The following is a 14,781-nucleotide window of genomic DNA, read 5'->3' as shown; positions in this document are numbered from 1 at the left end:
CGCGATGCGACACCTCAGCGCGCGAAGAGATGTACATATTCCGGTGCGACCGAAGGCAATAATGTGGAGGCAGCGACCTCTGCCATCTGCGTGCCATCCGAGTAGGGACCAACCTGATAGGGCGCAAATACAAAGCGCACGGCAGTGATCTGCCCATTTGCATTCAATACCGGTACGAACTGCGCAAAATTCTCCGCCTGCGCGGCGGTGCCTTCGGCAATCATGCGATCGGCCGAAGCCACCTGCTCAGCCTGCTCTTCTACCGGCACGCGATCTTGCTGGACACGCTGGGTCGCTGCTGCATGCAATTGCGCCGCGACCTCCCGGCCGATCTTTTCCCAGCCTGCCGGATCCGGAATCAGCGCTTGTGCGGTCAATTGCTTGCGCTCCTTGACCAACCAGACGAAGCGCGCCACCAGAGGCTCGCCATGCGCACCGCCGGTGTACCTGCTGCCGTCGGCGGAAATCACGATCAGGTCCGGGGTTTGCAACACGGTTTCGAATGCCAACGACAGCTCGTACGGCGCCGGCGGCTTGTCGTTGCCCAGGCCGGAAACCGCCTGCATCAGTTCGGCACGCGCATCCTGCGCATAGCCGCGAATGAGCGCAGTGAGTTCCGGATATGCATCCAGCCCGCGCGGATAGCTGATGCCCACCATGTAGGCCGGTGCATGTTCGATCACATCTTCCAGCGGGCCGCTCTGTACGACAGTCGGCTCTGCAGGCGCCGCCGCCGCGGGCGCCGCATCGGCTGACGGTGCACTTGGCTCTGCCGTTGTCGGTGCGCGCTGCGTACACCCTGCCAACACGGCCAGCACCAGCAAGCCCTGCACTGCCTTGAATCCAAGCAACCGCCCCATTACCACCCGCTCCCCTGATATGCATCGTGTTACGAAAAGAACCGCTGCTGGTCAGGCCAGCAGATCGTGATACTGCGGATGTCGCCGCAGATATGCATCGGCATAGCTGCACGCCGGAATCACCTTCAAACCGTGCTGCCGTGCGAATGTCAAAGCGTCCTCGACCAATGCCGCGGCAACGCCGTGTCCGCTGATCGCGTCCGGCACCTGCGTGTGCGTGATGGTCATGATCTCACCCTCGCGCCGATAGGCCAGCTCGGCGCGATGTCCATCGGTGTCTATGTTGAAACGCTGCCGGTCCGGATCGTGTTCTGCGTGCACTGTCGACGCCTCTTTCAAGTTCTGCGCCAGCAAGAAGTAAGGCGCAGTGTGACCAGCGCGATGCCGCGCCTGCGTGAAAGTGAATCGATGCTGTGATCGGCTGCGCAGCTTGCGCAACGCGCCCTCAAGTTCGCCCGGGGAGCGCCGATAGCTAACCCGAAGGCAATCGCGGCAACCGGTGTGCGGAAGCAGCGACGTCTTCGCCTTACCTACGAGGAGCCACCGCATGAACAACGATTCGGCAGGACACAGCGCAGACAGCGACAGCTCGTTGCTGGAGGGCTTGTTCCAGTTCGCTCTCAAGGGCGACACCCACAATCCGGATTTCACGCAGCTCAACGATACGGTGTACGAGCGCCTGCAGCAGGCCTACGGCGTGGCATCCAGCGCCGATCAGGAACGCAACGCGGCCTGAGCTGGCGCATCGCTGCGCAGCGGCCTCATCCGCTGTGCAGTCGTTGATCCCATCCAATACGTCTGTCGAGACCGTGCCATCGCGCGTGTCTGACATGGCTCGGCCGTATCGGGGCGGCTTTTCACCCGCTTCCTAAAACGCTCCGGTCCGTACACGCCGGCAGTCGTCGGGCATCCCATCGCGCTAGCTGGCAACCACGCGTTCGGCCTGCAGAAGGGACACGCTGGCCGCGCACAAAAGTTCACTTTCTAACCGCGGCAGCGTCCAGCGCGTTGAGCTTGGGCGAGCGTCACCATCGCCGGCCGCGCTCAGCCGAAGCGCGGGTTGGACAGCTGCTCCAGGAACACCTGCCACACGCGCGGTTCCATGATCAGCATGAACATCACGCCGAACGCAGCGCCAGCCAGATGCGCGCTGTGGTTGATGCGATCGCCGCCGCGGCGGTCCATCCACAGGCTGTAGCCCACATAGAACACCGCGTAGAGAATCGCCGGGGCCGGAATGAACAGCACCAGGATGATCGTCCACGGTTGCAGCAGGATGAAGGCAAACAGCACCGCCGACACCGCACCGGATGCGCCCAGGCTGAGGTAATTCGGATTCTTCTGGTTCTTCAGGTAGCTGGGCAGGATCGAGACCACCAGTGCGGCCAGATAGAACAGCGGATAGGTCAGCACGCTGCCGGTGAGCTGGGCCATCACGTTCTCGATCACCCGGCCGAAGAAGAACAGCGTGATCATGTTGAAGATCAGGTGCCCCAGATCGGCGTGGATGAAGCCATAGGTCACCAGGCGATCGTATTGCTTGTGCTTGTCTACCGCCGGCGGCCACAGGATCAGCCGGTCGCTCAACTTGCGATTGTTGAACGCCATCCAAGAGACGATGCCGGTGATGGCGATCAGGATCAGGGTAATCATGCAGACCTCAGACAGTACGGTAATTGTCGACCATGCGATACCGGCGTGCGTACAAGCCGAAGGCAAGTGCCGCCAGGAACGCGAAGGCCGCGAAGAAGAACATCAAGAAGGCCGCTTCACTGAGCCCAGTATCGGCGATATGCGCAGTCACCGTCGCATTGCGCACCGCCACGTTGGACAGCAGCACCCATAGATTGCCGACGGTGGTAGTGAGATACCAGAAACTCATCACCACGCCCTTCATCGACGGCGGCGCCTGGCTGTAGGCGAACTCGATGCCGGTGGCCGACACCAGCACCTCGCCGAAGGTGAGCAGTGCGTACGGCAGGATCTGCCAGGCGATGTGCATCGGCTCGCCACCGTCCATCACCATCTGGATCGCGCCTACCGCCACCCAGGCCACGCCACTGAAGGCGATGCCGCTGGTCATGCGGCGCAAGGGGGTCGGCTCCCAGCCACCACGGCGCAACAGCGGGTACAGCACCAGGTTGTTGAAGGGGATCAGCAGCATCACCAGCAGCGGATTGAGCGCCTGCATCTGGGAAGCGGTGAACCAGGCTGGCATGGTCATTTCGCGCCCCTGCAGCACCCAGGTCGAGGCCTTCTGGTCGAACAACGAAAAGAACGGCGTCACCAGCGCAAAGATCACCAACACCCGCAACAGCGCACGCACGCCTTCCACCGCAACATCCGGATGGGTGCCACGCGCACGTTCTAGCTGCCACCAGGTCCCGCCGCCGATCCCGGCCAGCAACAACACCAGCGCAATGCACAGGCACACGACGATGCCCAATTGCTCGACCAGCGCGAAGCCGGCCAGCGCCAGCAACACCGAGACGACCGCCAGCATCAAGCCCGGACGCCCCTGCCCGGGCGCGTACGTCAATAACGCAGTGCGCACCACCGCGCCGAACCCATGCGGGTCCTTCGGCGGCAGCGGCACCAAGACATAGCGCTTGCGCCCCAGCCAGAACACCAGCGTGGCCACGAACATCAGGATCCCTGGAATGCCGAATGCCCAGGCCGGGCCAAGATTCTTCAGCGCCAGCGGAATCAGCAGCGAGGCGAACAGCGAGCCGAAGTTGATGATCCAGTAGAAGGCGTCGAACACCACCTTGGCCAAGTGCTTGTTGGACTGGTCGAACTGGTCGCCCATGAACGAGGCCACCAGCGGCTTGATGCCACCTGCGCCCAGCGCGATCAGGCCCAGACCCAGAAAAAATCCGTCGCGGCTGCCCTCAAACAGCGCAAGGCAGGCATGCCCGGCGCAATACACCAGGCTGAACCACAGGATGGTGTTGTACTTGCCGAAAAAGCGGTCGGCCAGCCAACCGCCCAGCAACGGGAAGAAATACACCCCGATCATGAAACTGTGCAGGATGTGCTTGGCCTCGGCTTCGCGCCCTGGCCCGCTGATTTCCTGCAGCAACAGCGAGGTGATCAGGAACTGCACCAGGATGTTGCGCATGCCGTAGAAGCTGAAACGCTCGCAGGCCTCGTTGCCGATGATGAAAGGAATCTGGCGCGGCAGCCGCGCCCCGGCAGAAGCGCCTGGCGAGATGGAGGTGGTCAAAGGCAGTCCGGTCGTGCTGAAAACAGGCCCTATCGTACCGGCGCCCGCCCGCCGGCCGCCATTGCCCGCCCGAACATGTCGGACGCAGGAGCTCAGCGGACGCAGCTGGCGGACCTCGCCCAGCGTGATCGGTGTCGTCCAGGTTGGCCGACAACGCCATGGCGCCAAGCGTTGCACGGCAGCCGCGTAGCCTGCGCCTCCTCGAATGTTGCTCGCCCGATCAAGGGAAAGCCGCAGCGTGTCCGGGTGAAACCCACGCTTGGCACCGATCACAGCAAGACCATGACGCAGTGCAGATTGGCCTTGCACGCCGGCTCGGCTACATTGCAAACGTTTTCCTGGAACACTGGACCGCTGGATGCCCCGCTTCACTCGCCTTGCCCTGAGCCTGTTGCTGCTGACTTCCGCCCCCGCCGCGCTGGCTGCCGCGCCGCTGACCACCCAGGCAGAGCGCAGCGGTTTCATCCAGACCGGCCGCTACGACGAAGTCATTGCACTGTGCGATGCGTTTGCGCAGCGCTACCCGCAGGCGGTGCGTTGCATCCAGTTCGGCACCACGCCCGAGGGCAGGCCGATGAAGGCCTTGATCGTCTCCACCAGTGGCGCACTCGACGCGCAATCGGCCGCGCAACGCAAGCTGCCGGTGGTTTTGGTCCAGGGCGGCATCCATGCCGGCGAGATCGATGGCAAGGATGCGGGCTTTCTGGCCCTGCGCGAGTTGCTCGATGGCAAGGCCGGCCATGGCGTGCTGGACAAGCTGGTGTGGGTGTTCGTGCCGGTATTCAACGTCGATGGGCATGAGCGCTTCGGTGCCTGGAACCGCCCCAACCAGCGCGGTCCCGAACAGATGGGCTGGCGCACCACCGCGCAGAACCTCAATCTCAACCGCGATTACGTCAAGGCCGACGCGCCGGAAATGCAGGCCATGCTGCAACTGGTGCAGCAATGGGACCCGTTGATGTATGTAGACCTGCACGTCACCGACGGCGCCAAGTTCGAGCACGACGTCTCGGTGCAGGTGGAACCGGTGCATGCCGGCGATGCGGGCTTGCAGCGCGATGGCACACGCTGGCGCGACGCAGTGCTCGCCGATCTGAAAAAACAGGGCTCGTTGCCGCTGCCGTACTACCCGTCCTTCGTGCACGAAGACGACCCCAGTTCCGGCTTTGCCGATGATGTGTCGCCGCCACGCTTTTCGCACGGCTATTTCCTGCTACGCAACCGCTTCGGCATGCTGGTGGAAACGCATTCGTGGAAGGATTACCCCACCCGTGTGCGGATCACCCGCAATGCCATCGTCTCGGTGTTGCAGCAGGCCGCACGCCATGGCACGCAGTGGCGCGCCGATGCATTGGCTGCCGATCAGCGCGCCACGCGTTTGGCCGGCACGACCGAACCGTTGAGCTTCGCTGCTAGCCCAGACGCACGCACCGTCGCGTTCCGTGGCTATGCGTATACGCGCACACCGTCGCCGATTTCCGGGGCACTGATGACGCACTACGACGAAAGCAAGCCGCAAGTCTGGAAGGTGCCGCTGCGCGACCAGATCAAGCCCGATGTGGTGGTGGATGCGCCACGCGGCGGCTACCTGGTCCCGGCTGCGCAAGCCGCCCTGGTGGGCGAAAAACTGCGCCTGCATGGTATCCAATTCACGACCATCGGCACTGCGGCGCAGCGGCCGGTGCAAACCTTCCGCGCCGAAGCGGTCAAGTTCGCAGCACGCTCCAACGAAAGCCACCAGACAGTGGAACTCAGCGGGCAATGGCGCAATGAAACCCGCAGCGTGCCGGCCGGCTCGTTGTTCGTGCCGATCGCGCAACCCAAGGCGCGCCTGGTGATGGCGATGCTGGAACCGCAGGCACCGGATTCGCTGCTGCAGTGGGGCTTTTTCAATACCGCGTTCGAGCGCAAGGAATACATGGAAGCCTACGTCGCCGAAGAGGTGGCGCGCCAGATGCTTGCGCGCGATGCCGCGTTGAAGGCGCAGTTCGAACAGCGCATCGCCAGCGATCCGGACTTTTCCAACAACCCGCAGGCGCGGCTGGAATTTTTTGCCAAGCGCCACGCATCGTGGGATGAGCGCTACCAGCTCTATCCGGTACTCCGCACCGCGCAGACCGACTTCTAACCGCCTGCCGATTCTGCACGCGTCGGCGCGGCATCACCGCGCCTTCCAGACGTGGGCACTTAGTGCCCCTCTCATATGTTTTGACCCAGCACCACAAGGATATTCCGTGCCACAGCTCGATATGAAACCGTTTACAGTCCGCAAATACCGTCCGCGCCCCCTGGTCCTGGCGGTCGTGATGGGCTTGGGCATCGCCCTGACCGCGCCGCTGGCAGTTGCGCAAGGCGCGCCCTCTTCGCAGCCGTGGATGGACACTGCATTGACCCCGGACCAGCGCGCCGACCGCCTGCTGGCGCAGATGAGCGAGGATGAAAAATTCCAGATGCTGCGCAGCTATTTCGGCCTGGGCACCGACAAGATTCCCAAGCCCGAAGGCGCGCTCGGTTCGGCCGGCTACGTTCCCGGCATTGCGCGCCTGGGCATTCCCGCCCAGCAACTGGCCGATGCCGGCGTGGGCGTGACCAACCCCGGCGGCATCCGCAAGGGCGACTACGCCACCGCGATGCCATCCGGACCGTCGACCGCATCGAGCTGGAACAGGCAACTGGCGTATACCGGCGGCAAGACCATGGGGCGCGAATCCTGGCAGCAAGGCTTCAACGTGTTGCTCGCCGGCAGCGTCAATCTGCAGCGCGACCCGCGTAATGGGCGCAACTTCGAATACGCCGGTGAAGACCCGTTGCTGGCCGGCACCATGGTCGGCGAATCGATTCGCGGCGTGCAAAGCGAGCATGTGCTGTCCACGATGAAGCACTTCGCACTCAACGATATGGAAACAAGGCGCAACTTTCATAGCGCGCAGATCGGCGAGCAGGCGATGCACGAATCGGACCTGCTGGCCTTCGAGATTGCGCTGAAGATCGGCGACCCGGCCTCGGTGATGTGTTCGTACAACAAGATCAACGGCACCTATGGTTGCGAGCACGATTACCTGCTCAACCAGGTGCTCAAGCAGGAATGGAAATACCCCGGTTACGTGATGTCCGATTGGGGCGGCGTGCATAGCGGTTCCAAGGCGGCATTGGCCGGGCTGGACCAGCAATCGGCCGGCGAAGTGTTCGACGCGGCGGTGTTTTTCGATACGCCGCTGCGCATGGCGGTGTCTGCCGGCGTGGTGCCGCGCGCGCGCTTCGACGACATGGTCAGGCGCGTGTTGCGTAGCCTGTTCGCGCATGGTGCCTTCGATCACCCGACCCAGCGCCAGCCCATCGACGGCAAGGCCGGTCTGTTGGCTGCGCAACATGTGGCCGAAGAAGGCAGCGTGTTGCTGCGTAACGAGCAAGCCACATTGCCGTTGTCCAAGGACGTGCGCCGCATTGCCGTGATCGGTGGCTACGCCGACAAGGGCGTGATGTCCGGCGGCGGCTCCTCGCGGGTGGACTACACCATCAACGGCGGCAACGCGGTACCGGGCATCACGCCGACCACCTGGCCCGGCCCGGTGATCATCCACCCGTCTTCGCCGCTGCAGGCGCTGCGTGCGGCATTGCCGAACGTGCAGATCGATTACGTGGACGGCAAGGACCGCAATGCGGCCGCACGCGCCGCCAAGGCGGCCGATGTGGCGATCGTGTTCGCCACCCAATGGGCCGCCGAATCGGTGGACTTGCCGGATATGCGCTTGCCCGACAACCAGGATGCGTTGATCGAAGCGGTGGCCAAAGCCAACCCGAAGACCACCGTGGTGCTGGAAACCAACGGACCGGTGCGCATGCCGTGGGCCGAACGCGTGCCGGCGGTGCTGCAGGCGTGGTATCCGGGCATCGGTGGCGGTGAGGCGATCGCCAACCTGCTGACCGGCGCGGTGAATCCCTCCGGCCACCTGCCGGTGACCTGGCCGGTGGACGAATCGCAGCTGCCGCGCCCGTCGATTCCGGGGCTGGGCTTCAAGCCGGCCAAGCCGGGCGAAGACACCATCGACTACGCCATCGAAGGCGCCAACGTCGGTTACAAGTGGTTCGCCGCGCGCAAGCTGACACCACGCTACCCATTCGGCCACGGCCTGTCGTACACGCAGTTCCGCATGGGCGGGCTGCAGGTGGAGGCAAGCGGCAGCCAGCTCACCGCCAGATTCGAGGTGGAAAACACCGGCTCGCGCGAAGGCGCCGCCGTGCCGCAGCTCTACGTCACCCTGCCCGACGGCCACGCCACCCCGCTGCGCCTGATCGGCTGGCAGAAGCTCACGCTAAAGCCCGGCGAAAAACGCAGCGTGCAGGTGGTGGCAGAGCCCAGGACCCTGGCCGACTTCGATGCCCAGGCACGTCGCTGGACGATCGCCGCAGGCACGTACCGCGTACAACTGGCGTGCTCGGCGAGCGAGCCGGTGCAAACTGCCCAGGTCACGCTGCAGGCGGCACAGTTGCCGTGAGCGCACGTGGCGCATGCACTAACCCGTGCGTGCGCCACCATCGGGCCGGTTCGGTTGCCAGACTGCGTACGGGCGACGAAAAAATGTGTCGGGTGCGTTGACAGCCTCGCGCGCAGCTTGCACAATTCGCCCCCTGAGTCGCCCAGGTGGCGGAATTGGTAGACGCACTAGCTTCAGGTGCTAGCGGGGGCAACTTCGTGGAGGTTCGAGTCCTCTCCTGGGCACCACGACTCACGGTAGATCGTAAAAAACCTCGCTTCGGCGGGGTTTTTTGCGTTTGGGCGATCGCCTGGGCTGGGCAGCGCGCTGCGCTGATCGACAGTGCGCTGCCGCCTGCTCGGCTATCGGGTCGGGCGCGCTACTGGCAGTCGAAGGATGCGCTCCGCTCGGCTGCGGGCATGGGGTCGCTACGCAAGGTGCCTATGCAGGTGCGTGCGGCATCGCTGATGCGCAGGGACACCTGCACTGCCTCACCGTACGCGCAAACCACATAGGTGCCGTGCGGGTCTGCATCATCGAAACGCCAGACCCAGTGCGCCACGCCACGCGGCTGCGCTGCTTCCGCGTTGCGCGGCACCAGTGCGGCACGCTCGCGGGGGTGGCCCGAATACACGCCAATCGACGCTAACCGCAGCGCCTGGTGCGGGTCGACGCCGAGCTGCGCGCCCTCCGGCAGGTCCGGGCTCTGCAAGGTGCCATCGGTGATGTGCAAGGCTGCCGGGCACTGCAATGTGGGTTCGGCCAAGGCAGGCAAGGCAAGCACCGGTGCGAGAAGCACCGTTATGCACCGCAATGATCCAACGAACGACGTCCCTGCCATGATCGCAAACCCCTCGCGTGCAACTGCACCGTACGAAGCGGCAACATTGCCGCGTTTTGAAACCAGACCGCGCTGCAGACCTGGCCACGCTGGCCTGCAGCGCGTTGCGTGGCTTACTTGCTGCCGGCCATCTGCTCAAGATAATCGGTCAGATAATGCTCGGGATTGATCTGCTCCGAGACACCGGCGTCATAGCCGACGCGCGCCGGCTTCGCCGCACCTGGCAGGTACAACTCGCCGCCGCCTTCGTCGAGGATGAGCAGCACATACGGACGGCCTTTCAGCTGAACCGTGTAGCGGGTGTCCTTTTGCGTGGCAGCCGTCGTTGCCAGCAGGATCTTGTCGTCGATCTCGCTGTCGGCACCGGTCACCTGCATCAGCGCCTGATTCTTTTCGCGCGGGCCGTAACGCAAGGTCGACACCTTGACGCCATCGCTGGAGCTATACGCCTTGGCTTGCTTGGCCACCTCCGGACGTGCGGCCGCGGCCTGCGTCTGCGCAACGGCAGCGATGCCAAGGAGTGGAATGAGCAATGTCGTCGCACAGACGCGACGCCATGAGGATCGAAACATCATCGAAGCTTCCTTGTGTGATGAAAAACGCAGGCGGCATGCCCGCGCACGACGCCGCGCGTGGCCCTCGCGGAAAAAACAGGACCGCGCTAGCGGCAGCGACGCATGCTACCCCAACCCCTGCGAGATCGCCTGGCACCTTACCTGCGCAAGCGGCCCATCGTGCGCGCATGAGAGCCGCCCTCACGCTGCCAACCAATGGTGGATCCGGCCGTGTTGACGCCCCGCCCTAAGCTGGTCTGCAGCACCGGCGTTTTCGGTGCGTAGCGCATGGGCAAATGCCCGCATGTCGCCATCAGCCGGCGAGTGCAGCGGAAAGGCGATGCGTGTTTTTCGAGATGGCACCGACGCCAAACGAACCGCTTGCCCACCGAGAACGCGGCAAAGAGCTGCTCCGGCGTCGCTGGCTGTGTGGTGTCCAGATCGGCAAGCCCATCGACGACGCGAAATAGCGGCTTGCCGTTATGCACCACAGACACCGGCGATGGCGTAACGCTCTGGACAGAAGGGCTCAGTGCCCCCCTGCTGCTGCCGCGCTCCCGGCGCCGGCGCCGAACGGCGGCTTTGCCAGCCACAGGAAGAAGATGATCGCCAGGAAGGTCCATCCAAGCAGATAGAAGATGTCGTTGAAGCCCATCTGCGAAGCCTGGTGGTTGATCATGTTATTGAGCGATGCCGCGCCGCGTTGCAGGTCGCCCTGCCCCATCGCGGTCACCTGCTCCTGCATGCCGGGCGTGTACACCGAAATGTGCTCGGTGATGTGCGCGTGGTGCACCTGGGTACGGCGTGCCCACAGGTAGGTCGTCAACGACGCGGCGAAACTCCCGCCCAGCGTGCGCAGGAAAGTGGCCAGGCCCGAACCCGCCGCGATCTCGCGGCCATCCAGATCAGACAACAGAATCTGCAACACCGGCATGAAGAACAATGCCACGCCTACGCCCATCACCAACTGGATCGTGGCCACATGGCCGAAGTCCACCTGCAGGTTGAAATTGGAGCGGAAGAAGCTGGTGAAGGACATGAAGATAAAAGCGATGGTGGCCAGCATGCGCAGGTCGAAGCGCAGCGCGTATTTGCCCACGAATGGCGTCATCAGCACCGGCAGGATGCCGATCGGCGCAGTCGCAAGGCCGGCCCAAATCGCGGTGTAACCCATATCGCGCTGCAGCCATTGCGGGATCAGCAGGCTCACGCTGAAGAACGCGGCATACGCCACCACCATCGCCAAGGTGCCAGCGCGGAAATTGCGATGCCGGAACAGCTTGAGATCGACGATGGGATCCTTGTCGGTCAACTCCCAGATCACGAACACCACCAGCGCCACTGCCGCGATGCAGGCCAGCACCACGATCTTGTCCGAAGAGAACCAGTCTTCGTCGTTGCCCAGATCCAGCACCAACTGCAGTGCGCCCACCCCAACCACCAGCAGGATCAGGCCGATGTAGTCCATGCGCGGCTTTTCGAGTTGTTCGGGGCGATGCCGCAATTGCGAACCCACGATACTGCTGGCGATCACGCCCAGCGGCACGTTGATCAGGAAGATCCATTCCCAGCTGTAGTTGTCGGTGATCCAGCCGCCGAGAATCGGCCCGGCGATCGGGGCCACCACGGTAATCATCGCCAGCAACGCCAGCGCCTGTCCGCGTTTTTCGCGCGGATAGATCGACACCAGCAGACTCTGGGTGATGGGATACATCGGGCCGGCAACGAATCCTTGCAGCGCGCGCGCCACCACCAGCATCCCCATGCTCTGCGCCAGGCCGCACAGCAGCGAGGCGATGGTGAACGCCAGCGTGGACCACACGAACAACTTGGTTTCGCCAAACCGGCGACTCAACCAACCGGTCAGCGGCAGCGCAATGGCAGTGCTGACGGCGAACGAGGTGATCACCCAGGTAGCCTGCTGCGAACTGGCGCCGAGGTTCCCGGCGATGGTCGGCAGCGAGACGTTGGCGATGGTGGTGTCCAGCACCTGCATGAACGAGGCCATGGCCAGGCCCACGGTGCACAACGCCACGCTGGCCGGGCGAAATCCGGCGGCCGGCGCCGGTGCCGCCGGGCCGCCGGGCGCGGTGGGAGCTTGCGAAGACATGGTGGCTTAGCCCGCCTTGCTGGCAGCCTGCGAGGGCAGGTTGTCCTGGATGATGCGTTGGATGTCGGCGTCGGCAGCCTTGAGCTGCTGCGCATACACGTCGGTGGAAAACACCGCGCCGTTGGCGACCTTGGTCGGCAGCACGCTGCCCTGCTGATCGTGCAGGTTCACATCGACCTTCATCGACAGGCCAATCCGCAGCGGATTGCTGGCCAGCTGCTTGGAATCCACTGCAATGCGCACCGGCACGCGCTGCACGATCTTGATCCAGTTACCGCTGGCGTTTTGCGCCGGCAACAGCGAGAAGGCGCTGCCGGTGCCCAGGCCCAGGCTCTGGATACGGCCGGTGTAGCTCACGCCGCCGCCGTACAGATCAGAATGCAGTTCCACCTCCTGGCCCAGGCGCATGTGCTTGAGCTGGGTTTCCTTGAAATTGGCTTCCACCCACACCTGCTCCAGCGGCACCACCGCCATCAACACGCTGCCCGGCTGCACGCGCTGACCCACCTGCGCCGAACGCCGTGCGACATAGCCGGACACCGGCGCCACCACGCCGGTGCGCGCATGGTTCAAATACGCCTGACGCAGCTGTGCGGCGGCGGTCTGTACGTCCGGCTGGTTGGCCACCGCGCTGTCGTCCACCAACGCTCGGTTACGCTCCAAGCTCTCGCGCGAGCCGCTTACGGCCGCTTCGGCGGCGGCCAGTTCGTCGCGGGCATGCGCCAGTTCTTCGTTGGAGATCGCGCCGGTGGCGGCCAGATCCTTACGCCGTGCGAAGTCCGAGCGCGCACTGCGCAGCGTGACTTCGCGAGCGGACAACTCCGCTTGCGCACCTTCCACGGTGCGATACAGACCGCGCACCTGACGCACGGTCTTGGCCAGGTTGGCTTCGGCCTGCTGCAAGGCGACCTCGGTGTCGGCCGGATCCAGCTGCACCAGCAACTGGCCGCGCTCCACACGCATGCCGTCTTCGGCGCCGATGCTGACCACGGTACCGCCCACCATCGGGGTGATCTGCACCTGGTTGCCCTGCACATACGCATCGTCGGTGTCTTCGTGCCAACGGCCGACCAGGAAGTACCACACCACCAGACCGATGATCGCCAGGATCACCACAATGGCCACGATGCGCAGCGCAGCGCGGCGCTTGCTGGGCGCGGCCGGTGCGGGTTGAGGAGAAGTTGAAGTCGTCTGGCTCATCGTCGATGTCTCAGGAATTCGGTTGTGCGGAAGTGGGCGCGGCGTGGGCGGTGTCGCGTGCGGGTTCCGGCGTGAATCCGCCGCCCAGCGCACGCTGCAACCTCACCGAGGCCAGAAGTTGTTGCGACTGCAGCCCGGCCATGCGTTGGCGTGCGAGGAGCAACTGCTCCTGTACGCTGAGCACTTCCAGATAGCTGCCGATGCCGGCGCGGTAACGCTGCTGGGCCAGATCGAAGGCGGCCGTGGCGGTCTGCACGGCATCGTTCTGCGCCTGCGCGCGTTGCTCCAGCGAACGCACGGCGGTGACCTGGTCGGCCACTTCGCGCAGCGCAGCGATCACTTTCTGGTTGTAGTCGGCCACGGCCAGGTCGTATTGCGCGTCGCTGCCGGCCAGATTGGCGCGCAGCTTGCCGCCGTCGAAGATCGGCAGGCTCAGCGCCGGCGCGACCAGCCCGAACACCGAGCCGCTTTCCAGCAGCTTGCCGACATCCGGGTTGATCACACCGCCCAGCGCGGTGAGGTTGAGGCTGGGATAGAAGCGGGTCTTGGCGACTGCGATGTCCTTGTCGGCCGCCTCCACGCGCCAGCGTGCCGCCACCACGTCGGGCCGACGACCCAGCAGGTCGGCCGGCAGCATGCTCGGCAACTGCGTGGCGATGCCCGCGCCGAGTACGGGACGGGCGATGTCCAAACCGCGATCCGGGCCCTGCCCGACCAAGGCCGCCAGCGCGGTGCGGGCTTCGTCGATCTGCTGCTGCGCCGATTGCAGCTGCTGCTGCGCGGCCGGCACGCGCGCTTGCGCCTGGCGCACCTGCAACTCGCTGTCGATGCCGGCGCTGCGGCGTTGCCGGGTCAGCTCCAGGGTCTTCTGCGCACGGCTCAATTCGTCGTTGGCCAGGTCGTGCAGGCTCCACGCGTACGCGAGCTGTGCATAGCCTTCGGCAATCGCAGACGACAGATTCAATCGTGCCGCCTGCGCATCCACTTCGGCCGCATGCGCCTGGTCGACCGCCGCTTCCCACGCGCTGCGCTTGCCGCCCCACAGATCGATGCCGTAGCGGAAATCCAGCACGACCTGCGCGCTGCCGCCGTAGCTGCCGCCGAGCTCTTCGCCGACCATCGATTCAGGTAGCTGCAGGCCGGTGTAGCCGCCGGACGCCGACAGGCTGGGGCCGCGCTCGGCCTGCGCAGTGCCGATACGCGCCTGCGCCTGATGCAGGCGCGCATCCGCCGCAGCGAGGCTGGGACTGTGCTGCAGGCCTTCGGCGATCAGCGCGTCCAGCTGCGCATCGCCCAGCGCGCGCCACCAATCGCTGGCCGGCCACGCGGCCGGACTCAACGTGGTTTGCTGCGCCAGGGTGCGCTCTGCATGCAGCGTGCTCGGATCCAGCACGGCGCCTTGCGGATTCAGCCCACGGCTGCTGGCGCAGGCGGCCAACGCCAATGCCAGGGCGGTGATAACGAGCGGCCGCGCCAGGCGCATCGAGCGCGGGCGCAGCATCTGGGTCGGGGAAC

The 14,781-nt window shown here is 64.6% G+C and carries 13 protein-coding genes and 1 tRNA gene; 4 read left to right on the top strand and 10 right to left on the bottom strand.

What is annotated here, in order from left to right:
• Positions 1-14: 14 nt before the first annotated feature.
• Entirely contained in the window at positions 15-860 is an 846-nt protein-coding gene (locus ACDH77_RS07050; RefSeq protein WP_127165951.1) for a DUF3298 and DUF4163 domain-containing protein, read from the bottom strand.
• Positions 861-911: 51 nt separating this feature from the next.
• On the bottom strand, positions 912-1,181 hold the full coding sequence (locus tag ACDH77_RS07045) for a GNAT family N-acetyltransferase (RefSeq protein ID WP_057681604.1): 270 nt from the start codon (positions 1,179-1,181) through the stop codon (positions 912-914).
• 226 nt (positions 1,182-1,407) lie between these two features.
• On the opposite strand from ACDH77_RS07045, the gene ACDH77_RS07040 reads away from it, so the two are divergent.
• Entirely contained in the window at positions 1,408-1,596 is a 189-nt protein-coding gene (locus ACDH77_RS07040) for a hypothetical protein (RefSeq protein ID WP_005911777.1), read from the top strand.
• A 308-nt stretch (positions 1,597-1,904) separates the two neighbouring features.
• On the opposite strand, the gene ACDH77_RS07035 is transcribed toward ACDH77_RS07040, so the two are convergent.
• Both ACDH77_RS07035 and ACDH77_RS07030 read right to left on the bottom strand, forming a co-directional pair.
• Positions 1,905-2,513, bottom strand: coding sequence for a rhomboid family intramembrane serine protease (locus ACDH77_RS07035; protein WP_003483519.1), 609 nt, complete (start codon positions 2,511-2,513; stop codon positions 1,905-1,907).
• A gap of 7 nt (positions 2,514-2,520) precedes the next feature.
• Positions 2,521-4,086, bottom strand: coding sequence for an oligopeptide:H+ symporter (locus ACDH77_RS07030; protein ID WP_372353777.1), 1,566 nt, complete (start codon positions 4,084-4,086; stop codon positions 2,521-2,523).
• Positions 4,087-4,444: 358 nt separating this feature from the next.
• Here ACDH77_RS07030 and ACDH77_RS07025 point away from each other — a divergent pair, with 358 nt between their 5' ends.
• From ACDH77_RS07025 to ACDH77_RS07015, 3 genes are all read left to right on the top strand, one after another.
• Positions 4,445-6,214, top strand: a complete 1,770-nt coding sequence (locus tag ACDH77_RS07025) for a M14 family metallopeptidase (RefSeq protein WP_109290655.1) — start codon at positions 4,445-4,447, stop codon at positions 6,212-6,214.
• A gap of 178 nt (positions 6,215-6,392) precedes the next feature.
• Positions 6,393-8,582 carry a beta-glucosidase gene (locus ACDH77_RS07020; RefSeq protein ID WP_372353891.1) on the top strand — a complete coding sequence of 730 codons (2,190 nt, stop codon included), beginning with the start codon at positions 6,393-6,395 and terminating at the stop codon, positions 8,580-8,582.
• Between the two features lie 140 nt (positions 8,583-8,722).
• Positions 8,723-8,809 (top strand) — tRNA-Leu (locus tag ACDH77_RS07015).
• 131 nt (positions 8,810-8,940) lie between these two features.
• On the opposite strand, the gene ACDH77_RS07010 is transcribed toward ACDH77_RS07015, so the two are convergent.
• The 6 genes from ACDH77_RS07010 to ACDH77_RS06985 all read right to left on the bottom strand — a co-directional run bounded on the left by ACDH77_RS07010 (position 8,941) and on the right by ACDH77_RS06985 (position 14,767).
• Entirely contained in the window at positions 8,941-9,360 is a 420-nt protein-coding gene (locus tag ACDH77_RS07010; protein ID WP_317719137.1) for an STY0301 family protein, read from the bottom strand.
• 155 nt (positions 9,361-9,515) lie between these two features.
• Positions 9,516-9,977 carry a hypothetical protein gene (locus ACDH77_RS07005; protein WP_011346915.1) on the bottom strand — a complete coding sequence of 154 codons (462 nt, stop codon included), beginning with the start codon at positions 9,975-9,977 and terminating at the stop codon, positions 9,516-9,518.
• Between the two features lie 137 nt (positions 9,978-10,114).
• Complete coding sequence (locus ACDH77_RS07000) at positions 10,115-10,444, bottom strand: beta-lactamase family protein (protein ID WP_228728937.1); 330 nt, start codon at positions 10,442-10,444, stop codon at positions 10,115-10,117.
• Positions 10,445-10,485: 41 nt separating this feature from the next.
• Positions 10,486-12,066: a DHA2 family efflux MFS transporter permease subunit gene (locus ACDH77_RS06995; protein ID WP_014089768.1), complete on the bottom strand. Its 1,581-nt coding sequence runs from the start codon at positions 12,064-12,066 to the stop codon at positions 10,486-10,488.
• 6 nt (positions 12,067-12,072) lie between these two features.
• Complete coding sequence (locus ACDH77_RS06990; protein WP_031421872.1) at positions 12,073-13,266, bottom strand: efflux RND transporter periplasmic adaptor subunit; 1,194 nt, start codon at positions 13,264-13,266, stop codon at positions 12,073-12,075.
• A gap of 10 nt (positions 13,267-13,276) precedes the next feature.
• A complete protein-coding gene (locus tag ACDH77_RS06985) occupies positions 13,277-14,767 on the bottom strand; it encodes an AdeC/AdeK/OprM family multidrug efflux complex outer membrane factor (protein ID WP_181388247.1) in 1,491 nt (496 codons plus the stop codon).
• Between the last annotated feature and the right edge of the window lie 14 nt (positions 14,768-14,781).

The sequence above is a fragment of the Xanthomonas axonopodis pv. maculifoliigardeniae genome, from assembly GCF_041519315.1.
Taxonomy (GTDB): domain Bacteria; phylum Pseudomonadota; class Gammaproteobacteria; order Xanthomonadales; family Xanthomonadaceae; genus Xanthomonas; species Xanthomonas euvesicatoria.
This window is presented reverse-complemented; position numbering and strand designations above follow the sequence as displayed.